Raw genomic sequence first — 23,640 nt, forward strand, 5'->3', positions numbered from 1 at the left:
GTTATTCACTACCTGAATGATCGTCTCAGTACACCGGTTTACGATCAGAATAAATTCTGTGTGTGCCCCTCACAATAGCATGACGTCCTGTTAATAACAGATAATTTAATCGTACCTTATTATCTATCGACCTATTCCATTGGGCTTATTTATACAGCATCAGATTTAATAAATGAGCTGGCTTTCAGGGGGATAGTGTAAGGATGATAGAATAAGTCATGATCAAATAGAGGAGAAACGCGATGAACGAAGCCACCATTTTCACCCATCAACTCTCCGGTTTCTTACGGCTAGATCAGGTTTTACAATTGATACCTGTGAGCAAAGCCACCTGGTGGAATGGATGCCGGTCCGGACTGTTTCCCAAGCCCTACAAGCTGGCACCTCGCGTGACAGCCTGGAAGTTGAGTGATATTCAAAAGTGCTTAGACACATTCCCGCTCTCAGCGATTGATTAAGGTCGTTTAACAGGAGTAGCAAGATTTGCCTAACATATTGGGCAAATCCTATCTTACTTTAGTGTCTATACCAGACCATGGTTTCAATCAAGGATTTAGATAATGAGTCAGTACATCGGAAAATCTATAAAACTGTATTTGGTTGATGGCTCACCATTAGGTATGCTGACAGCCGAGATAATGAACTGGACCGGTCATATATTGATGGGTCCTCGTACTCAACTAGCAGAATTAGTGCAACGACCTGAGATGATGCGCACTGGTGTCTATTTTTTATCTGGTCCCGACCCTGCGGTCGCAGGTAAAACATTAGTTTATATAGGTGAGAGCGATAATGTTGGAAAAAGGCTGATACAACACAATAAAGATGAGAAGAAGGACTTCTGGGAACGTGCCTGTGTCGTTACAAGCAAAGATCAAAATTTAACAAAAGCACATGTTCGCTACTTAGAGAGCCACCTGATTGCCTTGTCTCAAGGGGCTGGTTACGCAAACATTCATAATGGCACTTCACCGGAGTATAATTATCTACCAGAGGCGGACATTGCGGACATGGAGTTCTTCATTTCTCAGCTTCGCTTAGTATTGCCCGTATTAGGCTTAGATTTTTTAAAAGAACCGTCCAGGATTTTACCCTTATCACAAACTGATACTCATGATAGTAAACCTAAAACCTTATTAAGATCACCAGTATTCGTTGCCAAAAGTAATAAACACGGCTTAACGGCTGAAGCATGGGAAACAGGTCCTGAATTCGTGGTTCTTGCTGGTTCGGAAGCCCAACCCAAATGGATCGGCAAAGGTGACCATACATACAAATTACTTTTTGAAAGATTAATCAGCGAAGGCAAGGTCGTTATACAACCCGATAATTTGAAAGCAATCTTTCAAGACAATACGCCCTTCTCAAGCCCAAGTGCGGCAGCCGCAATCGTTTTTGGGCGCGTATCAAATGGTAGAACTGAATGGAAAGTAAAAGGCAGTAACCAAACTTACGCCGATTGGCAAAACGAGGAACTTGCTAGTTTGAAAAGCGTGATTGGCGATGAATAGAATTGTCATTAGTAGAATACCGATTGCTACGCGTTCGATAACGAGTCTATGTAATCAGCCCATTCTTGCATCATCACCACACGTTCGGGCCAGAACTGTGCCCGGTCGTAGGCCCTGTCAACCTTATTCCGTGGGACGTGCGCTAATTGACGGTCAACGACTTCATGCCGGTAATTCAGTTTCTCTTTAATAGCGCTCATTGCCAATGCTCTAAATCCGTGCCCGGTCATGACTTTGGCGTACCCTAATCGTTCTAATGCTTTCAAAATTGTATTGTTGCTGATGGGTCTGTTTCGGCGAACAATGCTGGGCAGAATATAGCCCTCCCCACCGTAAAGCTGCTTCAACTCGTTCAGAACCGCAATGACCTGTCGGGAAAGAGGAACACGATGGAGACTGCGCATTTTCATGCGCTCCGCAGGTATTACCCACTCCGCCTTACCTAAGTTGAACTCATCCCAGGTTGCGTTGATTAGTTCTCCTGTACGCACGAAGGTTAGCAAGATTAGCCGGATAGCTAAAATGGTTTGCTTAAACAGCCGACGCTCATTGCCCGCCAGCGCTTTCAGTAATTTGGGCAGCTCGTCAATGTCGATTGCGGCAAAGTGTCCCTTCTTATATTTCTCAAGAGCCCCTTTCAGATCAGTTGTGATGTCTCGTTCAATCCGTCCGGTTATCACGGCATAGCGCATTATCTGACCAAGCACCTGCAACATGCGGTGAGCCAGGTCATGTTTGCCCCGTCCTTCAATTTCACGCAGACAGATCAGCAAATGCTGTACTGTGAGTGACGAAATGGCCTGACTGCCTATAAATGGAAAGAGGTCTTTTCGCAAACGGCCCAATAGGCATTTTGCGTAATTGGGCGACCAGATGCCCACATTGTGGGTATGCCATTCAAGCGCGACAAGTTCAAATGTCTGCTCTTGTTTGAAGCGGGCTAGTTTTTTTTGTTCCTGTTTCTGCTGGGCTGGGTCAACCCCTTCTGATAGTGCCTGTTTGGCCCTGTCTCTTTTCTCCCGGGCTCCAACTAGGGACGTTGCAGGGTAAGGTCCGATAGTTAGTAACTTTTCTTTGTCACAGAAATGATAACGATATCGCCAAATCCGCTTGCCAGTTGGTTTCACATCCAAGTAGAGACCACCTGCATCATAAAGGCGATACGCTTTCTCTTTAGGTTTGGCGTGTCGGCAATTAAGGTCGTTCAAAGACATCGTACCCCCTGTGGGGTATTTTATTTAGGGATACGTATTATACCCCAAATTATACCCGGTTTTTAGATAGACATGGCTAGTTTACGTTAAGCCATTTTAAACGAGTATAATACAAAAACCCTTGAATTTCAAGGGTTTTTAGACACCATGATATGTAGATATATATAGAAGTGGCGGAGAGGATGGGATTCAGAAAGAACAACTAACTAACTCTAATTAGTTGATTAATTCCTTAGTCGGGCTGGATATACCCCACATAATACCCTTCCATTTTTATACTGTGTTAGACAATTAAGTTTGCTTGGCCCTACTCAAAGTGAGCTTCATCCAAAATTCAACGCACTTAAAGGTCATAAGACAACCATACTTGAACAGATGGCTCAAAGAATTAGCGACTTGATGGTTTGACCATTCTCATTCTAAAAAGTACTACCTACAGATCGTTTCTGGTTTGAGTATGCAACCAGCTCGGCGTGAGTGCCTCGTTTGGCAAGCACCGATTTATCAAATACCACAGTCTGATCGGCGTGGCAGACGATGCTAAGTCGATGGCCCACGATAACTACCGTGCGACCCGCGAAAAAATCGGTTAAGTTCTTCATAATCACCGCTTCATTGGCAGCATCAATACGGTCTACGCCCACGGCGACATTACAGGCGATGGTGTCAGAAAAATAAATTCGTCCTGCAATCTCCAGAACGAATGCCTAATGTATTTCAGTGCGTATCACCCGAGCGGGTGGGTTCGTAGAAGCGAACAGCAGTTTGAGCAACGTAGTTTTGCCGCTCAGACCAACAATGGCCGTGGTTGTCCCAGCCAGTATGAAAAAGTCGACGTGTTGCAAGACTGGCTCATTGCGCGCTCTGGGATAGGTGAAACTGACGTTCTTGAGCGTTAGGCTACGGAAAGCAGGAACTGCTCAATGCGGGGTATGACGGCGGGTGCCTCATCAGCTAGTATGTGAATTTCGTTAGGCTTCTCAAGACTGATTTTGACATTTTGAACACTTTGTGATAAGCCAAGAAGCTGACTAACGCGGCTGTTGAGCTGTCCGATGATTTGTTGCAGGGCCAGCATCGCTCCGAGTGTGTCTAACGTTACTTTGGGAGCCCAAATTCTCTACGTTGACCTTGTGTCAATATAGGATACACATACTGGCGAAGGCTATCAAGGTCATTCTTAGGATAATCTATAAAGAAAGCCCAGTATTGTCGAGAGGACAGATTAACATCCTGGCTTGTTTTACCCAGTTCTGCACGGAGTAAATTACCCGTCAAAGAAAGCTTACCAAGCTGGGCATTGGAACTGTGTATATTATTTTTTGTGCCGTTCTGTAAATCGACGATTTCTATTCGATTAGTGTACAAGACAAGTAAATGGGTATCTGACACATGATTAGTGCTGTAGAACCTAATATTTGACTTGATGTTTGACTTGATGTGAGGGGAAGCTACTGACTGGAAGGCTGGAAGGAGGCTTGTAGGGTCTACTTTGTGGATACTTAGGCTATTGCCTTGCTTCATTACCATATGGTTTTTCCCGACAAGGACCGGTCGCAAGCTCGTCGGAAAAGAAGCTAAACACTTCCCACTTGGTTGGTAACTAAACAACAATCCAGGTTGACTAAAAACTGAATAGAACAACTGATCGGCCGACTCAGAAACCCAATGGTCATCTACGCCACTCACTAATAATTTTGCCTGTTGATGATCTGGCTTTAAATCGACTACATCTATTTGAAACTGCAAAGGACTTTTGCTTACGGCAGGAATAATTACTAATGACTTGTTATCGGGCGCGAACATCAATCGGCTTATATATTTAAACGGATAAGTCAAGGAGCCTAAAATCCGCGTATGATTATCAACTGCCTGTAAATCCATAAGTTTAATCTGGCCACTCCTTGTCACACCGGCCAATAAATTAGCTTCAGTGCAGAGCTGGTATTTTTCCACCTTGTCAATCCTGCCCACGTAGCGTTTTTTTTGCAGGTCAAAGACCCAAAGACGCTGTTGATCACTTGTCGTTTCTGCATTCTCTTGGATTAATACAAAATGATCCTGAGCATCAAAGGTGATCTTCGTGTCTGAGGGAGATAGCTTTGCCTGATCCTTGACCAGTTGCTCGTTGAAAAAAGGCAATTCTTTTACATGTTGTCCCGTCAGGAGCTGTAAATGAGGTTGCCTTTTAGCGTCTAAAAAGACGGCATAGGAGCCCCCAGTTGATAGAGTAACTGCCTGCGTTGAGGGAACATGGATCGCTTCGGAGCTATTTTTCAAGGTCCGCAAGTTGAGAATTCTAAATGTATACCCAGTGCTATCCGGCTGAAAAATCGCTAAAGACATACCCGTCAATTTTATGGCAGATGCGGGTATTTTAAAAAGTACAGTGTCTTTTCTATTGCCCCTCCGCTGAAATACTTCGGCGATTCCATCAGATATGCCATCATCGTAGCGTGCTACGACATATTGCTGGCTTTTGTCCATCAGTACCTCTCGCCCCGCATAAGGCGCAAACGTGCGCGTACTACTAGTGGCTAAATCAGTTTGATACCATTGGAAGAAACCTTTGCTCAGTTTAGCTTTTTCCTCCCATAGGCGAAAGGCGACTGCATGATGACCTTGGTTGTAATTCGGCAAGGCAACAGCTTCAAATAAATACTGAGAGAGCCGTCCCTTCGCAACTAAATTAGCCAAGCCATAGCTTAGAAAAATCACCGCGAGGATCGATGCAAGCGTAAAAAGGCGGATGACGAACTCATAGCGTTTCTGTAGTCGCTGAACTTTTCGAAGCTCGACATCTTTAGCTCGTTCAGTTTGGATGGCTGCCTCCTTGGCATCAATCTCTTGTTGGAGTAGGAGAGCTTGCTGCGCGCGCTCCTGTTTCAGTTCCCTGCTGCTTTCTTCCCGGTCGTTTCGACGTTTTTTCCAGGCTTCGCGGATCTTTCTTGCTTTTTCAACGGGCTCAATTAAAGTATCGTGACTGAGCTCATAGGTAGTACCAAGGTGAGTTACATCAGATCGGATTAGCCTAGCATCCTGCAACTGCTGAATTAGTTCGCGCTTATGCGTATTGTCCAGATTGCCCAGTAAACGAATCATTTTGGGGTCGGAGAGAGCTACTCGCCTTCCTCCTTCAATCAATTCGTTTTCTAGAATATTACTAGCTACCACAATAGCCGATTCATTGCCAATGCCATTGAGTTGTGTTCGGTAGAACTTATCCAGGATACGGTTAATTTCACGTTCACCTGTCAGCACTGACTGATCCACTACGGCGCAAAACTCGTCCTTTTGGCACCCTTCAACAAATTGACAAACAATCTGAAGCTGCGCGCCTTCAACTTCGCTGTTTTCGTTACAAAGCGTTTTCAAGATCGTATCTAGTACCAGCGGGTCGTAGGTAAATGCTGGCGTTATAAAAGGTCCAGCTTCTTGCGTGAGTTGCGCTGGTAAGCAGATGGCATCACGGGCAGCCTCCTCCTGCAGAGGACCAAGCTCATACCGATTGCGTAGAATCAACGGGAAATAAGCTTTGAGACTGTCCATATCCGACAAACGGTCAGCTCGAATGGCAAATACACACTTTATAGGTGGTTGGGAACTCCAAGCTACAGCTTCAGGCGTGCGCTTCTCTAAATCCAGGAGCCAGTTTATAACTCGTGCTGGAGCCTGGTCATGGAGAAGTTCAACTAATTGCGATGCAAAAACCTGCTGATCCGCTACAGGATAGGAAAAGAATTCCTCAAACTGATCAAAGACAAATATGGGTACATGCCCACCGGGAAAGGGGCAAGACTTTACTGCTTCCCACAGCCGAGGGTTGTTTCGGTCATATAGGATCTCTAACTTTTGCTCAGCCAACTTTTGTTGAGTACAAGCCGCACGAAACTCAGTATGGAGACTATTGATGAGTACATCAATAGGCGATTTAGAGGTTGCCTGGTCAATCGGTGCTGTTTTTTCTTGCTGAAAACGTACAGAAATTGGTTGAAATCCTTGCGTGTGTAAAGACGGAATAATGCCAGCATTAAGTAATGAACTCTTCCCCAGTCCCGACTTTGAAAACAAGACTACTACCTGCTCTAGGCGTATTAGCTGGAGTAACTCTTCCTTCTCTCGCCCACGGCCGAAGAAAAGAGGCTGCTGTTCGGGTAGGAATGAATTCAGGCCTGGGTATCGGTCTTTACCTTGTTTGCTGATGGCCATGCGATAATTATAGTTTTTTATAGATGTCAACTAACTTCTTTAAAGAACTGTCTGGCAGACGAGTCAGGTCATCATCAATGAAGTAACATTTAAATTCTTCTTCAAAAAATTCACGATTAAATTGATTATACGCTACGCCTTTCGGAGAAATTGAAAAGGAGCGATTGTCTTCTTTGATCAGTTTTAACACCGTCTGAAACATGATCTTCACGTACCACTGATCGAAATCAAACCCTAAGAAGAGATATGATTTAGGCCCATTTTCATGCACGGTAAATTCATTTACCACCTGTGGATCGAGCGCAGGATTTCGATTAATTAGCCGAGTTGTAAAATCGAGTAACTGAGTCTCGGTCAAGATCATAGAAGGGCGGTCGCCAAACCAGCCAAAAATATTATAGAGTAACGTTTGGCCAGGGCCAAGAAGCTCTGGTATCCTATGAACTGCCCCATCAGCATTGGTTATATTATAGTATCGATGTACACACTGACCAGGTTTTTGGCCGTTTAAAATAGTCGCCAGTTCGTCGTCGGGATTTGTGTTGATTATAACTTTAAAAGGTAATTGTGCAATAAGCTCATAGAGGCGTGTATCGGGCTGGCAAGAATTATAAAACTCTTGTGCCAGTTTGCCCTGGATACCCGGAATATCCTTAACAAGCAGATTAATATCAGGCAGCTTAACTTCATTATAACGCTGGGCAATATAGGGTAAGTTAGTCGTGGCTTTTTCGTCGAAATAAACGTTGCTGTCATACATTTCCTTTGCTAATACTTGGGCAAAGGCCTGGTTAAACACCATAAGCGTAGGGGAGTCATTGCCGTCCTCTTGGACGTTACAGCGAAGCATGCCTGGTCCAAGGAAAAGCAAACAATGGCCGTCGGCAATTGAGCGAGCTAGTTTCTCCCAACGCGTAAGGAGGCCATTTTCTAATTCGTTAAGCCAATATTTAAAATTGTCATCATCGGAGCTTTCTTCGGCTACTTTCCTTACTAAACTCGCTAACCGGTTTCTACTTTCAGCAGTCTTTAGGATTTGCTCCCACAATTCGATTGCTTTGCCGGTGACCCCAAGCGGTATTTTACCCAATTCAGCATGTTCAATAATGCGCTTAATCTCATCAATCTTATCGTATTTGGTTGCCAACGAGATTTTTAATCGGAAGCGTTCGCGTTGTGTGAGTGGCATACGAGCAACGTTAAGTGCGGATTAGTTGTAACTAAAAGCTCCAGTGTAGGGAGTGGGTCAAGTCGAGTGCTATTGCTGGGCTTAGTTCTTGAGTTTGTTCTAGCCTGTAGGGATGCTCCGACTAATTTCTAAAGCCTTTGCAGTGCTTCTTGTATACGGAGACTATTAATTCCTTCATTGCGAAAGACAGTCTGCTTCGACGCTGGGTCAACCAGATTACCGCCTGCATGATGGAGTGCAACGACCTCCCACGTAGAATTGAATACGGGAGAGCCTGACGAGCCAGGTAAGGTATCCGTTAAATATTGGACTACCGTCTCATCCACGCCTGTTACAATGTTATTATAAAGCGCGATTTGCTTAGGTCCGCCAGAAGGATGTTGAATTATATTGACAAAATCTCCCTTTTGGGCAGAGACCTTACTAAGGGGCAGGGTACCGAATTGCGCTATGTCCCCTCTTACCTTAACAATGGTAAAGTCGAAGTCTTTGGTCGCCAGCGTATCTGTACTGGTTAGGAAAGCAGTAGTAGGATCTAACGAAAACTCCTCAAAAATGGTGTCGAGACCCTGTAGCGTTTTTTGGTAGTTAAACTGAATCTTAGCCTGTTTTGCGATCTCTCTGTTCCTAAGCACGTGGTTGTTTGTAATCAATAAATTATCGCCGACCAGAAAACCACTGCCTAAACCTTCAGGTGTGACAATTCGTACGACAGCGCGGGCACATTGCACCCCTTGATCTAGAAAACTGATGGGTAATAGATTACTTTTAGGCCCCATTAATTTCTCTAACCCTCTTTCTTCATCTACCTTTTTTGGCGTACCAGCAATAGTTTTTGACGAGCTAATTGAAAATTGCCCTTTTCTGAAATTATCTAGTATCCCTTCTACTAATTCGTCGCATGCGCCTAATTCATTAGACTTGGTAATTTCTTCTAAAAGCGTAATAATCCGGTTCCAGCTAGAGGTTTTTCTGGCGTAGTCGAGAATATTAAACCAACGTGTTATCGATCTACCATCAAACTCAATCATGATAGTGTTGAACTTAGCATTAGTGGCCACCCGATAGGCTTCTTCCCTAGATGAATAGAGTTGAGCTAAATGATAGTTTAGTGTAGTAAGGTCATTATTCCAGTCCATGTATTATAGGGGTTAGGCACCTGCTATTGTTGGTCAATGAATAATAAATCAATAAGTTCTTCCATTTTTCCTGGCGTATTCAAACACCAGTTCATGAATTGGGAAATCTGGTCAGCAGGTCGATTACCGGCGAATGTGGTAACCGGAAATCTGAGGTAAGTAGCAATTCGGTTAATACTAGGTGTATCAGAATAAACCTGTGCTAGCAGTTGAAGGATTTCTTCCGCTCGCTTTCCTCTAAAATAGGTATCTCTGATTCGTTCTTTAATCAGTTCGAGATGATACCGGCTTCCCACTTCAGCCCGCCTTAACTGTTCAGGTGAATCGTAAGCGTCGTTAAACAAAGGATTAGCGGGATCGGGATTAAGAAGAAAACGACCATTTGAATAATGTTTTACCCGACGAGTCTCAAATTCATCACCAATTTGATCCCATGATTTTTCAGGAGGGACATCGCGTATTAGGTAATCATACAGTATGAGGCCTTCCCGCTCATATTCGATTAGGGTATAGGGTTGATAGCTAGGCTGCTCCCGTTTCGCTGTAATCTCTATTTGGGATTCATCTTCAACGAGTAGATAGGCCCTTGGAATGCCCTTGATCGATTCGAACCGCTGGGTCCATTCTTGGGTCATCCGTTGCCATCTTACTCGCTTCAATCGTATTCTATGACCTGGCTCTAGATTAAGCTTATGCCAAATCGTATCTCCTATTAAGAGGGGAATTGCATAAGACACCATACCCCTTTTGCCTACGCTTACAATCCTGCGTCCGTTAATAGGAGGTAACATATTCGTTCCAACTCCGCCTAATAATTCCCCTGACTCCGACGAGGGATAGTGATCGTCCCAATTAAGATAAGAAAACTTATCAAATTTGTAACTGAAAGTACTCTCCATAAGGGAATGGATAAGCCCTGGAACACGAGGTACCCATTCACTGATAATAAAATCCGCTAATGAAAAAGGCACGTCAAATAGTTTCGTATTGTCTGCTAAAACCATTTTCCAGAAATCATACTCGTCCTGAACAGTTCTCTCTGGCAATGTCAGGCTACTAACGCTTAGATCATCTATGCGATCCGAAATGGCATAGTTTTCCAGTGTTTCAATAATGTGAGTGGCTTTATAGGCATCGAAAAAAGAAGTTGAGCGATTCATATTTTTTAGAAAGCAAGCAACTCTGGATTTTCTACAGACAATTTATCGATGAGTTCATCCATCTTACTGGGGGTATCTAGGCACCAACCCACTAATTGAGCAATGCGGTCGGCCGGTCGGTTGCCGCTAAATAACGTAACCGAGAATCCAAGGTGAATGGCAATTCGGCTAATATCCCTGCTATCGGTATAAAGCTGTGAGAGAATTTTATAAATATCTTCTAACAATCTACCTTGGAAATAAGCTTGTCGGACTCTCTCTTTTAATATGGCCAGGTGATATCGTCCGCCACTTTCTACTTGCCTAAGGTGGTCTGGTGAACTGTAGGCCGTTTCAAAAAGTGGGTTAGTGGGATCAGGATTAATTAGGTAACGACCGTTATAGGCGAAGTCTCTTTTGTAGTTCTCAAAGAAGTTAGCCACTTCCTGTTGGTAATTATGAACGCTTGCATTGCAAAACACATAATCATAAAGCAAGGCATCTTCATAGACGTATTCAATCAATGAATACGGTTGAAAGATCGGTGGGCTTCTCAGGCCTGTTACCCGTATCTGCGATTCATTGTCTATACATAGATACGCATGAGGAATACCCTTAATCGATTCAAATCGCTGCGTCCACTCCTGCGCCATTCGTTGCCATCTTACCGCGTCCAACTTCACCATATTACCGGTCTCTAAGTTCAGTCTATTCCACATCCCGTTCGAAATAAGGAGCGGGATTCCTGCCGAAGCATTCGATCCGCTGCTAATACTGACAATCCGCTGTCCATTTGTATCAGGCCCAAACAGGTTCGTGCCAACGCCGCTTTGAACAAACTTTGATTTTGAGTAAGGGTCATAGACTGGTCGACCATCCCAGGTGTTTCTCCTCCTCTGGGTCGCTTCCTTATTCCACCATAAGCCTGGTATCCTAGGTACCCATTCGCTCAGTGTAAACTCCTGATCTAAGCTTACTTGTCTATCAAGCGTATTAACAGGGTCTGTCAAAATGATGCGCCAGAAGTGCGCTTCATCTGAAATTCTCATGATGGGTTGCACTTGCCCACCCAGAGCTACAGCCTCTGTTTGATCAGCCACTACGTAGTTCTCCAGCGTCTCAATGACACGCACGGCTTTATAGGCTTTGGCAAATGTTTCCTGTACGTCGTAATTGGAATAGGGCATGAGTCAAGGATTATACGATCTAATAAAGGCTTTCAGCCGTTCAGAGGCTTCAGGCATGGCCAGAATAGTGTGTAAAAATGCCCGCTCTTCAGGAGGAAGCAACTCCGCAGGTTGTTTTTCTTCGTTATCCAAAATCTGCTGCAAGCGCAAGGATTGCTGAATAAGCTGCTGAACCTCAATCTCAAACATACTTTGTTCCGTTTTGGACTTGGGTATTGTTTCAAGCGTAATAAAACCTGCTAGAAGGCTCAATAGGGGAAAAGAGACAGTATCAGGCAAGGTTTGATTAAGTAAAGAGACATTAGGCAGAACAGCTAATAAATCAGCTGCTTTCAGCACACCTGCACCAAAATACAGGGTAACATCATCGTTGAAATTAGGCGCGATAGTGGGGCAAGCCGATGTAAACAGCGCATGACGGATTGCCTCAACGCGTTGCCAGCCAAATGGCATAGCGTCAATTTCACTAAAATAGCGTAACCTATACAGGGCCGCCGCCGCCGCTACTTGAGGAGTAGCTGATGAGGTACCAGCTCCCGCTAGACTTACAATATGGTCGCAATCAATTTTTGCCCAAGGCACATTGGGTGTAAAAGCTGCAATGGCTGAGCCCATGCACCGGCGCGGTCCAAAATTTCCTTGCATGACACTCAGCGAGGTATGAGGTCTATAGTATGGTGATCCGTCGAATGTAACACCGCATGCAGCCACTACTCGGCCGAAACGCGCTGGATAAACTAGCGTTCTCGGTGTGACTCGGCCAAAATTATTACCGGCGGCAGAAACAATGAAAATACCTTTCTCGTAAGCCTGATTTACGACATCAGCCCAGGCCTGTGAAGCCAGCCCACCCATGCTCATTGTCACGATATGGCAGCGTGTCGTTGTATCGTCATATAGGGAAATAACGTATTCCAGGGCTTGGACAAAGGCCCTTGTACGAAACAAAACCACACTTTTAGCTATTCGAATCGGCACTATTTCTACATGACTAGCCAATCCGATACTATCGTCAAAATTGCAGTCGTCTAATTTAATCCGCTTGCCCGCCAGAATACATAAAGTCCCCGTTCCGTGGCCAGGCATCTGGCCAAAACCATTTGAATGCCTATCCGCCGCATTATCGCCCAGTTCACCCTCAATGAAGTTTCGTTCTAAATCATGCCGGACGAGTGTGTCAGGAAATGTGTCATGTGTTGGGTCATAACCTGTATCCAAATGTGCAATGCGAACGATGTGGTCTTTATCTGGCTGTACTTGATCACGCGCAACTTTTAATTGAGCAAACTCAGCGTCTAAGTGCCAGATTTGCTTACTGGGTAATTCATTCTGTTTTGGAAATGGCCAATTCGTATCATAATCATTATCCTGTCGACATACCTCTTCTGCTGCATCAGCCGACTCAAGCGAAAAGAGCTCAGCATCATAAGCTGGATTATCGAACACGTAGTAGTTGTCTTTATCTGGTTCCGCAAAGTCAATTCCCGGCTGTTGGATGGCTTGATGAGCTTTGTCCCATGCTGTTGTGACGCTGAGTGATTCATTTGTCAGGCCTTCAGAGCTGAGTAGAGATACCAAAGCAGCTGGTTGACCTTCTAAAATAAGGTCATTTACAAACAGTTTCATAAAATTACTATTGTTATAAATGGCCTTTGACGCTACAAAAAAGAGCTGTTAAAGCAGACATGCCTAAATCTATGACAATTCTATCAGGCCTAAGTCATATCAAGAACAGTGTTACATTCGTATTTATCAACCGGTAGTTTGAGATGGTCCAGGTTCGCTGAACGGTCTAAGTGTGACCTGTTTCCATTAAACTGGCCCGTTCTAAAGTAGAGAGTCTGGGCGATTTTTTGGTACTTTAAACAACCAGAAATCGCTTATGAAAAAGACCAAGTTCACCGAAGCGCAGATCGTTGTTGCCCTTCGTCAAGCCGACACCGGAACCGTTGTCGCCGAGGTTTGCCACAAGATGGGCATCAGTGAAGCCACCGCACCGGCGGACCGGTTCTATAATTGGAAAAAGAAGTATGGTGGTTTAGGGGTTCCCGAACTGCGCAGGCTGCGTCAACTCGAAGAAGAGAACCAACAGTTGAAGCAACTAGTGGCTGATCTGAGCCTGGACAAACAGATGCTTCAGGAGGTGATCAAAAAAAGCTCTAAGGCCAGCTCAACGCCGAGGGCTGGCCCAAGGCCTGATTATTGAGTATCTAACCGGCGGGCTTGCGAGGTGGTTCTTTTACGGCGGTCAAGCTGGTTTTACAAAGCGCGATCCAGGGATGATTCAGTCATCCGAAAGCGGATTCGAGAGATCGCGCAAACCCGCGTACGCTACGGTTGTCAACGCATTTTTACCCTGCTCAGACGCGAGGGCTGGCGGGATAATCACAAGCGAATTCACCGCTTCTATCGTCTGGAAGGCCTAAACTTGCGAAATAAACGCCCTCGATGTACCCGAATGGCTGCTCACCGATTGGATCGGCCGGAGCTCTCTATTATTGGTCAGTGCTGAAGTATGGATTTCGTATCTGATCAGCTCTTCGATGGCCGCAAAATCCGGGCCTTAACTATAGTGGATAATTATAGCCGCCAATGCGTGGCCATGCACGTGGGCCAGTCGTTGAAAGGGGAAGATGTGGTAGCAGTTTTGGAAAGCCTGAAAGTTGTATCTTTAACCGTTCCTGGCCGCATTCAAGTTGACAACGGCAGCGAGTTTATTTCGAAGGCGCTCGACAAGTGGTCCTATGATAATGGGGTAACGTTGGACTTCTCTAGGCCAGGAAAACCCACCGATGACCCATTTATTGAGTCATTCAATGGTAGCTTTCGGGACGAATGTTTGAATGCTCACTGGTTCTTGTCCCTGACTGACGCAGAGGAAAAAATTGAGCATTGGCGTCAAGAATATAATAGCTTTCGGCCTCATAGCTCCCTTGGCGGATTGACGCCAAATGAGGTGGGAATAGAAAGGAAAAGAATGACAAATGACCGCCCGATTCTCAACCTCTGAGCGGTCCAGAAATTGGGGGTGGCTCATGACCGTCCGATCCTCAACTTCTGAGTGGTCCAAGAAATGGGTAGGCTTCAATCGCCCAGACTCTTTACTTTAGAATGGTCCAGTTTATTGGGAGGAGGTCACTCACGCATCAATAATACTAATTATCGATGATATACCCACCACTGATATATACCTCACTCTTGAGCTATCCTTTATTTGGGTTATACTAGTGTACGTATGTTGCTGATTGATATATTTTAGCAGTGCAATTCTAATCAGCATCCTTTGATAAGGATTCTCTCTGCAAAGAAGCATATCTGCTTTTTAACAAAGAAATATCGCCTGTTTGCCAATTATTAGCTTCAATAATTTTCAGTAACTTTTCGCAAGCCTTTGAGAGTATATTAATAAAGCTGCTGAGTTGAATAAAAGAAGAATCAATTGTGTGATCTTTTTCGATAAAATCAAGTGATAATTGATTTTTATCGATATACTTAACTAATATGCTGTAAGGTCCATCCATAAATCTAAGTCGTTCTTGCTTACTTAGTCCTTGCTTTAAATTTATTGCGCTTTCCACCCACCACCCAAGAAGTACCACGACGAAATCATTCCAATCAGTGTCTGGGAATATCTTGTCTGAAGTCTCAAAATACAGCACTCCATGTATGTTGCCACTTGAGCTAAGACGAAGTGAATTTGGTTCAAGTATTATTTCCATCATTTTATTTAGGATAAGCAGATTCAATTACTCTTGTTGCTTTGTTGAGCCACATTTCAATTAGTAAGCCTTGATCAGAAATACCTTGGAGCAATACTCTGTCATCTTGAGTAGAGATTTTACCGCTTACATTCTTATACGCACTTCTTACTGCACTTTCAATTTGTTTTTGAGTCATATACTCTGGGAATAAACTAGTTGAGGCTCGTTGTTTTGCTATCAAGCCGCCTCTGGTATGCCTATCCACAATGTGTTCCATATTAATCGAAACAGTTTTCAATGCTGGTAAAGTCATTTTTAATGATGGGTTTCTAAACCTTTTAATCAAGGTCGCCAGCTTTTGAGCACTCGAAAATTTACCAGCTGGTCCAATATCTGGAGGAGATCCATTTATAGGTATTTGAAATCCAGTAGCATACCCATCTGCTCCAACAGAATAATTCATTCCAGCCCAATTGTAGGCTCTATTTCCATTAACAAGTTGGTCTAAGCTATCCCAAAATCCATCTCTTGGTGTATAAATGTATTCCCCTGCTTGGGGGGGGCTAGTATTTGAATTCCTTTTAGCTGTAACTGTTACAGTATTAATCAATACCTCGTCCCGCTCGACATTGAAGTCAGCAATATCAAACTTATTGATGGGTACTGTACTATCTCCTCCTGGATCAACGAACACTAAGGGATTGTTAAAGGCATACTGGTATGGGCTGTTATCATGGAAAACGTCTGCTAAGGGATCTGGTTGCCAGAAACGAGGTACAATGGGGTCATACACCCGTGCTTTGGCATCATACACACCCAACTCATTCATACGTTCATGTCCGGTGAACACATAAGGATCGAGACTTGGATTATTGCGGGTATAACTAAGTTCATTCAAACTCTCCCCCCAAGGGCCAAACCCCTCTTCTTGCACAACTGCTGCTATCCCCGCGCTATCGCGGAACATTACCCGCATGTTACCTATATGATCCTGTAAGCTCCATTGATACGAATAAGCTGCTCCACTGACTGCGATGCGCCCCTCTTCATGGGTCAGTTGCTGCAACGTTCCTGCCCGGTAGATTTGATTACCTACATATTGGGTAATCACCCCCGTCCGGTCTTTCTGGGCCAACTTGTTGCCCACTGCGTCGTATTGATAGTCGATAGTTTGACCACCGTTGAAAGTGACTTTCCGAGGCCGTTTGAGCAAGTTATATTCAATGAGAATGATTGATTTATTAGCATCAGACTTCAAGCTTCCGTCAGACCAATAGGTGTAGTCAGTAGCCCCAGCGGCATCACTAAAGCCCGCGGATTGGCCAGAGCCATCAGTCACTGCTTGAGGCCTGTTGCTGTTAGCTGCATACGAGTAAGATAAGGCATCAATAGTGCCAAAGCTATTATCGGCTTTCTTGCCATTGCGTGTCAGCGATGTTAGATTACCATCGGCGTCATAGCTGATACTGGATAACCCATAATTCTCTGTACTTACTCCTGTATAAGAAGCACTTGTTAAACGGCTGACGCCATCATAATTGTAGGTATAGGTACGTTGCTGGCTATCACGTGAGGTTCTCCATTGTTGACTGCGAATGTTCCCGTCATAGTATGTCCCGTCCTCCTCATATCCCAGCTTCAATGAGAACAGCTTTCCTGTTTGTGGGTTGCCACTTCCATCTAAGTTGATGCCTCGTAACCCACCCCGGATGTGCCAATTATAAGTTTGGCTATAGAGGCCGCTACTGATGCGGAAGTCCCATCGCTGTCCCCCGTCCGTAGCTTTGTTTTCATTAACGGCAGTACCTGGCACGAAATCTATATACTGCTGGGCTACTTGCTGGGTACCGGCTTGTAAGCTCTGGTTGTTGGTATAGCTTGGCACGGCTGTACCGCCGCCACCTAAGTCTTTTCGTGCCAAACGGCCAACCCCATCGTAGCTATAAGTGGCCAGCCGTTGTACGGCAGCTCCATTGAGCGTATGGTCTACGTTTGTTCTCCGTCCCAAGTGATCATACTGATAGCTCGTCAGCTCTGTTACTGTCTCATGCTGAGTTCGTACCTGCGTCACTTCGCCGTTAAAGCGATATTGAATATCTGTGCGATCGACCCCGCCCCGCACATGTTGACTCTGCTGCTGTATGCTTCGACCTTTATCATCGTACCAGAAAACGGATTCATACCAGACATTCGTTTCAAGGTTGCGTGCCAGGCTACGGGTTAGCAAACTCTTAGAATTTGGCCAAGGGGTAGCAAACGAATTATTGGCCGCGAAGCTCAGGGCTGCTCCGTCATAGTCGTCATATCGTTGTAGGGTCAGTTGAGCCGACTCTGAAGGGTTCACCGTTGAGGGAAAGCCTTCTCCTGTTGTTCCGGTAAAATCAGCTCGCAACTGATCCGCCGTGCGAGAAAGGATTAAGCGGCCTGTTTCGGTTACTCGGTTTAAACCATCATAACGGTTATACCGCCATTTGCCTTCAGCCCGATCCTGCTCATCCTGACTCATGACCAATCGATCCTGCTGGTCATAGACGAGATCTGTCCAGCCAGCCGAAGCTATATGCTTCCGACTTAACCGTCCCCGGGCATCGTATCGATACACGTAGCAATTATGCATGAATACAGCTGTGGGATTGGCAGCATTCCCATTCTGGTAAAAGTACAGCCCTGTACTTGGCCCTCCCGCTATAAACCAATCATAAAGCTTAGGCGGTATCACCGCCGCCAGGCGGTTGAAGGCGTCGTAAAGATACATCGTGGTGAGCGTCTGGCTGCCATTGACCACATCACGTCTGAGAACCCGTCCCTGCAAATCGATGTATTCAGTCGTTACGTTCCCCTGCTCATTCGTCGTCGTTTGTGTCGCAATGTCATTGGCCCCAAAATACTCCCAGCTGATTCCCCCATCGCCTTCCACATTGGCATAGATGACATTAGAATAAAAGTTGACTTTAAATCGCAGGACCGTGTTGGCTGGAGCTACGCCGTATGTAATGGCAGTAGACCGGTTCGCGGTTCGCCAGGCTTGCCCCGTTCCCCACTGGCGGGTTACGCGGTTGAGCGGCGAAGTTTCGTAAAGAGACTGCGTAAAGGGATTGGTATCTCCGTAGAAGGATTGCCCAGCGGTTTGCGGCGTTGTGACCAGCGTACCGCCAACACCTCCTGGTATAGGTAAAAACGTCTGGTCCGTCCGACCGTAGGCATCATAGGTGGTCGCGCTGGTCACAATGTCACTATTGGCATCAGCACTGGCCCGAACTTGCACCTTTTGCAAGGGTCGACCTAAGCCGTCGAAGTACGAGACCGTTGCCGGAACATCAGTGTATGCACTCGCCGGACTCACACTGGTTTGGGGCGAGCGGGGCATCTGTTCCACCACGTAGTTTTGGGTGGCCGTTGGGGAAACCTGTGCCCGGACATTCTCTGGTACCAGTATAAGCGAGAGAAGTCCTACACTTACTAGACGAACAATCATGGCTGTGTGGAATAGTGGTAGGTGTATTGTTTCAATACGCGTCCGTCTTTGTCCTTAACGGTCTGTAGCCGGCCAAAAGCATCGTACAAATAACTGGTCATCACTCCTCTGGTGTCTGTCTGACTGGTTGGGCCAAGTACGGGGAGAGTGTAGCTATAGCTTGTCATTTGCGCTGACGGCTGGTCCGCATTAAGCGTCTGACTGGTGACAACAGAGAAGGGGATTCCGCTTGTGGGTTGGTAAGTGGTGTATGTGTAGCCGGTTGATGATCCATCCTTTAACTGGTAACCGGTTAAATTTCCATTAGCATCGTAGTCGCTCATCGTCATACGAGGATTGGCCATGATTGGGTCCAGCAGAAAACCCGTTCCAGTACCACCTGAACTTTGGTACCGATCTGCTGAGGAGACGTAGGAGTTTGTTCCTTCAGTCTCGGCCAGATACGTTTGATAAGGAAGAGCGGTCAACTGCCCGTTTATCGTTTTTGTCTTGAAGGTTGTGAGCGAACCTGTAAGGTATTTTTTGGTTCCTGTGGACCCCTCTTGTCGATAATTAATTGTTTCAACAGGACGGAATATGTTACGCTCCTGTAAGGCTCGAATGCCTAAGAGTTCTGGCGAAATGGGAGACGGTGCCGTAAGGGGTATTTGAGTACCATAGTCTTGAGGATAGCTTACCCGCTCGCCTAGAATATCATTACCCGCAATACCGCCTTCAACAAAACGGCGCGTTTCCCGTATCAGATAAGAAGACGGCGCGTAATCCATTTCTGTCACCCGAACTGTCTTACGAGCTGCATTGGCCATATCAATCAGCGTTTCCCGGATTCGGGTGGGTTTTACTAAGCCGTAACTAAAGGTGTATGTTCGGGGGACATACATATTGGCTGGGTCTTGGCAGGATGTATTCGGGCGTACACTGACACTACCGATCTGACGGGTCACTTGCTGAACAAGCACCCCAGCTAAATCTGTAGTTGCTCCATTGCTCAGTATCGTATAATCATAATCAGTTTGGGCAACTAAATTTCCTGCCGCATTATGCCAGCGTTGACTGGTGAGCTGCCCCCGGTTCCAGCGAGTGCTGGTTACAAATAATTTAACGCCGAGCTGCAGAACGGCATCTTGAGCTTCATCACGATACCTATAAATGATTTTGCCTATCGGGATACCCTCCGCGTTGAGCGTGTATTCGGCTACTTCTGGATAGGTTACTGGCGATCCTTCATCAGGTGTTAAGGGGCCAGTCGGAGCGGATGTGTAATTGTAGGTTCTATATCGGTAATTATAGGGCGAAGATGTTCCAGCAAACTGGTTGTAATTAAGTTGAAGCGTGCTGACATAAGTTTGACCCGCTTGCGAGCGAAATGTCCCTGTTCCCTCCTCGTCTTGGCCGTATTTATAGGCTTTAGTTTGGGCTAACTGGTTATTGGCTGCATAATTGCGCAGACCCGCGAGCCGAAGCCCTCCCGCAAGTATAGTATTTTGACCTACCTTGTAGCGATTCGCTTCGAAGTCAAATTGTGTTAATCCACCTGTGGGATAGCGAATGCTGGTGAGTGACCAAGCCTTCATGTGAACTTCGCTGGGCTTACGGTCAGCATCTCCAATAGTCGTTGTCGTGATTGAAGGATTATTCGCCCGTTGAGCAAACGAGATTGTACGGCTTTCTAATAGGGTGTTGTTGGGCTTCCCGTTGTAATAGCCCCAGTAGTCTTTCGCTGTACTATTCGCCTCCGGTAGGCTGGTTTCATTGTACGTTAGTTGGTAAGAACCAATCGAGGTCGCTCCGTCACTTTGAACTAATTTTACTTGATCAAGAAAAGGCACTTGAGTATTACTGTTGCCGGTTCGTGATTTATACGTGTAAACCAAATCAACGCGCTTAATCCGGTTGTACGTGTTCGAACTTACATTGTAACCCATCACATCGATGTAATCCAGTTGATCCATGTTGTCTTTGACAAAGACAAGCTTCCCCCCTGGGAACTCAATGCTAGCGAGCAGGCGTGTAAACACGCTGGATCCAACATCCTGATTGCCGGTATAAAATGCACCCGTCTGTACTCCGGAATCACCAATAAATGATTCATCAAGCTCAGCGTTGACAACCCAGCTGTCAATTCGTTCAGAGGCTGTGGCTGCGCTTTTCGGAGCTGCATAAGTATAAACTGCGCGATCCGCATTAGTGGGGCTAGTAATTTCGCTCAAGTGCCACGCACTTACAAAGTCACCGAATGCATTGGGGGTCGTCGGGTTGGTTACCGTGGTTTCTTTATCTGCGAATCGATACTGAGTGCCGCTTTCATCCGTTATAATGAAGGAGTCTAATCCACTGACAGCAGCTACACGGACCATCCCTGGCTGAAGGCTGCTATAGCCGGGTGCCGAAGGAGTTAACATGAATGTATTGCTGGCCGTAGGAATTGAATAAGAAAACAGATCGCGCTGAGTGTCTACCAAATTGTTAGCCAGACTATTCATTTGTTGATCCACGCTTGTGGTCAAACAACTGAAGTCATAGAATGTACTCGGATTGGGGAAAGCTTGCCCAAGCGATCCCGACCCCTGCTCGTCTGGGCGACTTAGTACGGACCGGGTTATCATGCCTCCCGTTTGCAGACTCCAACCCATGCCCACCCAAGAAGGCAGGTCATTTACTTTGATACCGGAGGCGTGATAAGTTAGCTTGATGGGGACGGTTACGCCACCAACTGTAAACTGATGAATTGGAATCTCAATGCTTGGTAGACCTGTGTACAGACTAACGGGGTATTCACCGTACCGACCCAATGCTGCTACCGTTGGCGATTTTGGTGTTATAGCTGGCTGTTCAGTAATAACTTGATTGCTGGTCCCGTTTTGCACGGAATCAGCAGGGGCTTCTTGCGCCAATACATTACCTGACACCAGTGTAAACAGGATAATTAATAGAGACTTCATAATATAATTTGACTTAGCGGTGGGTGGACTTACCTCGAAGGCGTACTGCTTTTTTCAACCGATTGATCTCTTCTTGTTGCCGTATCATATGCAGAGTCAGTTCCTCAATTTTTTCTAGGAGTTTCGCCTGCGTCTGGGCTACATCGATCCCTTCGCGTTCGACTTGCTGAGCAGAGGGGATGCCAGGTAGATGCCCATGCGTAGCGATATATGCCTTCACTTCGGAGAGAGGGGCGAGGTGATAATTGGGCTTAAAGACATAATCAGCCCAGTACTGCCCTGATCGCGTGGCTACTCGTAGTCGCTCGGTTAGAATTCCACCCAGTACGATCAGATTGTAGCCCGCTGGAAACTGAATATTTTGAATATCTGGGTTGGGCCCAATGACAACGTAGTGTGGCATATCAACCAAATTGGTTGGGACTGTTGTCTGCGCCTTTATCTCGCTATTAAAGAGTAAGGCAATTATGCACCCAGTCAGTGGCCAGATAAGGAATATTTGTAAACGAGCTTTCATAAGTTTCGAATGATTAAAAAGAAAGGATAAATTTGATTTGAGTCAAAATGCTCTTCCTAGTTAGATCAAAAAGCTACTGAAGCTTTTCTTTTGATTTGATTTTGCTTGAGTTGAGAGCCCTGACGATTCACTTGTTTCTGCAGGCTTATTAGGTGCAGGGTAAGCTCCTCAATCTTAGCTAGCAGCTGTGCATTCATTTGAGCTAAATCAACGCCCTTATCTACCACTTCTGCCGCAGACGGGATACCTGGTAAGTGTCCATGCCGATGTATATGCTGCTCGACCTGTCTCAATGGCATGAGTAAATAGCTGGGAGACAAAACATTGTCGGCCCAGTCACTGGTATTGGCGATAGCCACTTTGACCTTTTCAGTTAGAATTCCCCCGCTGACGAATAGTCGGTAGCCCACAGGCAACTTATTAATACCGGGGCCAATTAGAACAGCCCCTTCATTTGCATTGAGTAAGTTCTGGCCATCCAACTGCCAGTTTGCGTTGGCTGCTTCTATACCCATGCGTGCCGAGCCATTAATGCTACCTAGCACCACATCGCCATTAGCATTGACGGTTAAGAATTTAATCGTGTTCAGTATGGTTGCTGGGCTGGTGCTTTTCAGGTTAGTGAGTCTCAGTCCCGAGGTGTTGGCTGCACTGCTGACAAGTTCTAACTTATTCTGCGGAGCTGATGTGCCGATACCGACATTCAAATTCTTGCCCAGTACCATCGAATTGCTTTGGCTAACGAGGGTCTCTGCTCCAATTGCTACAGCGTTGGTTAAATACATAGAAGCCGGAGAGCCAGCTGCGACTCCAATAAAGACATTGCTCTCACCAATACTATTAAATCCAGCCCATCGGCCTATATTAGTATTATTGCTTCCACTAGTCGTATTGTAGGCCGCTCCATCTCCAATGGCTGTATTGCCTTCGCCAATTGTATTGCCAGCCCCAGAGGCATTGCCAAAGAAAAGATTATAACTGCCGGTTGAATTGTTGCTACCTGATTGCTGTCCTGCGAACAGATTAGCAAAGCCGGTCGTGTTATTGGCTCCAGCACGAAGACCAATAAAGACGTTGGCATACCCACTTTGGTTATTCACGCCCGCCTGGCTCCCAACAAAGGTGTTACCGTACCCTGTTGAATTACGGCCAGTTTCAGACCCGATGTATGTATTGACCGCTGCGCTCCCGTTAGCTAATCCAGCCTTATAGCCTAAGATCGTAGTCGTTGGCTGAGCCAGGCTTGCCCAAGCATTTAATAGGAGGCTTACCAGTAGAAGAGGTCGACTGTTCGAGTGAGTAAAAAGTAAAATTGAAGCCATTGATTTTGATAAATTAGACTTACAGATAAATCAAACACAGAACCATTGTTTAATTGCCCGCCTTAATCGGAAACCCTTGATTGAATTGAGTCTAT

General features: G+C 45.6%; 14 protein-coding genes and 1 pseudogene. 3 read left to right on the forward strand and 12 right to left on the reverse strand.

The window, feature by feature from the left end:
• The first annotated feature begins 242 nt into the window (after positions 1-242).
• Both J2I46_RS18580 and J2I46_RS18585 read left to right on the forward strand, forming a co-directional pair.
• Positions 243-458, forward strand: a complete 216-nt coding sequence (locus J2I46_RS18580) for a helix-turn-helix transcriptional regulator (RefSeq protein ID WP_207330540.1) — start codon at positions 243-245, stop codon at positions 456-458.
• Between the two features lie 102 nt (positions 459-560).
• Positions 561-1,511, forward strand: a complete 951-nt coding sequence (locus J2I46_RS18585) for a GIY-YIG nuclease family protein (protein WP_207330541.1) — start codon at positions 561-563, stop codon at positions 1,509-1,511.
• 26 nt (positions 1,512-1,537) lie between these two features.
• Here the strand turns inward: J2I46_RS18585 and J2I46_RS18590 are convergent, their stop codons facing one another.
• The 7 genes from J2I46_RS18590 to J2I46_RS18620 all read right to left on the reverse strand — a co-directional run bounded on the left by J2I46_RS18590 (position 1,538) and on the right by J2I46_RS18620 (position 13,214).
• Entirely contained in the window at positions 1,538-2,725 is a 1,188-nt protein-coding gene (locus J2I46_RS18590) for a tyrosine-type recombinase/integrase (RefSeq protein WP_207330542.1), read from the reverse strand.
• A 1,098-nt stretch (positions 2,726-3,823) separates the two neighbouring features.
• A complete protein-coding gene (locus J2I46_RS18595) occupies positions 3,824-6,934 on the reverse strand; it encodes an nSTAND1 domain-containing NTPase (RefSeq protein WP_207330543.1) in 3,111 nt (1,036 codons plus the stop codon).
• 7 nt (positions 6,935-6,941) lie between these two features.
• Positions 6,942-8,123, reverse strand: a complete 1,182-nt coding sequence (locus J2I46_RS18600) for an SIR2 family protein (protein WP_207330544.1) — start codon at positions 8,121-8,123, stop codon at positions 6,942-6,944.
• Positions 8,124-8,251: 128 nt separating this feature from the next.
• Positions 8,252-9,262 (reverse strand): trypsin-like serine peptidase, encoded by a 1,011-nt coding sequence (locus J2I46_RS18605; protein ID WP_207330545.1) that lies wholly within the window; start codon positions 9,260-9,262, stop codon positions 8,252-8,254.
• A gap of 23 nt (positions 9,263-9,285) precedes the next feature.
• Positions 9,286-10,422, reverse strand: a complete 1,137-nt coding sequence (locus J2I46_RS18610) for a hypothetical protein (protein WP_207330546.1) — start codon at positions 10,420-10,422, stop codon at positions 9,286-9,288.
• Positions 10,423-10,427: 5 nt separating this feature from the next.
• Entirely contained in the window at positions 10,428-11,588 is a 1,161-nt protein-coding gene (locus tag J2I46_RS18615) for a hypothetical protein (protein WP_207330547.1), read from the reverse strand.
• Positions 11,589-11,591: 3 nt separating this feature from the next.
• On the reverse strand, positions 11,592-13,214 hold the full coding sequence (locus J2I46_RS18620; RefSeq protein WP_207330548.1) for a S8/S53 family peptidase: 1,623 nt from the start codon (positions 13,212-13,214) through the stop codon (positions 11,592-11,594).
• A gap of 256 nt (positions 13,215-13,470) precedes the next feature.
• On the opposite strand from J2I46_RS18620, the pseudogene J2I46_RS18625 reads away from it, so the two are divergent.
• Positions 13,471-14,598 (forward strand): annotated as a pseudogene (locus J2I46_RS18625) (IS3 family transposase).
• Between the two features lie 259 nt (positions 14,599-14,857).
• Here the strand turns inward: J2I46_RS18625 and J2I46_RS18630 are convergent.
• From J2I46_RS18630 to J2I46_RS18650, 5 genes are all read right to left on the reverse strand, one after another.
• Positions 14,858-15,310, reverse strand: a complete 453-nt coding sequence (locus tag J2I46_RS18630; protein WP_207330549.1) for a hypothetical protein — start codon at positions 15,308-15,310, stop codon at positions 14,858-14,860.
• Position 15,311: 1 nt separating this feature from the next.
• Complete coding sequence (locus J2I46_RS18635) at positions 15,312-18,764, reverse strand: DUF6443 domain-containing protein (RefSeq protein WP_207330550.1); 3,453 nt, start codon at positions 18,762-18,764, stop codon at positions 15,312-15,314.
• The gene (locus J2I46_RS18640) at positions 18,761-21,706 is read right to left on the reverse strand and encodes an RHS repeat domain-containing protein (RefSeq protein ID WP_207330551.1); all 2,946 of its coding nucleotides are present in this window, start codon (positions 21,704-21,706) and stop codon (positions 18,761-18,763) included. Before J2I46_RS18640 ends, J2I46_RS18635 begins: the two co-directional genes overlap by 4 nt.
• Positions 21,707-21,719: 13 nt before the next feature.
• Positions 21,720-22,223: a hypothetical protein gene (locus tag J2I46_RS18645; RefSeq protein WP_207330552.1), complete on the reverse strand. Its 504-nt coding sequence runs from the start codon at positions 22,221-22,223 to the stop codon at positions 21,720-21,722.
• Between the two features lie 65 nt (positions 22,224-22,288).
• On the reverse strand, positions 22,289-23,545 hold the full coding sequence (locus J2I46_RS18650) for a hypothetical protein (protein ID WP_229379834.1): 1,257 nt from the start codon (positions 23,543-23,545) through the stop codon (positions 22,289-22,291).
• Between the last annotated feature and the right edge of the window lie 95 nt (positions 23,546-23,640).

Source organism: Fibrella forsythiae, assembly GCF_017353175.1.
GTDB lineage: Bacteria > Bacteroidota > Bacteroidia > Cytophagales > Spirosomataceae > Fibrella > Fibrella forsythiae.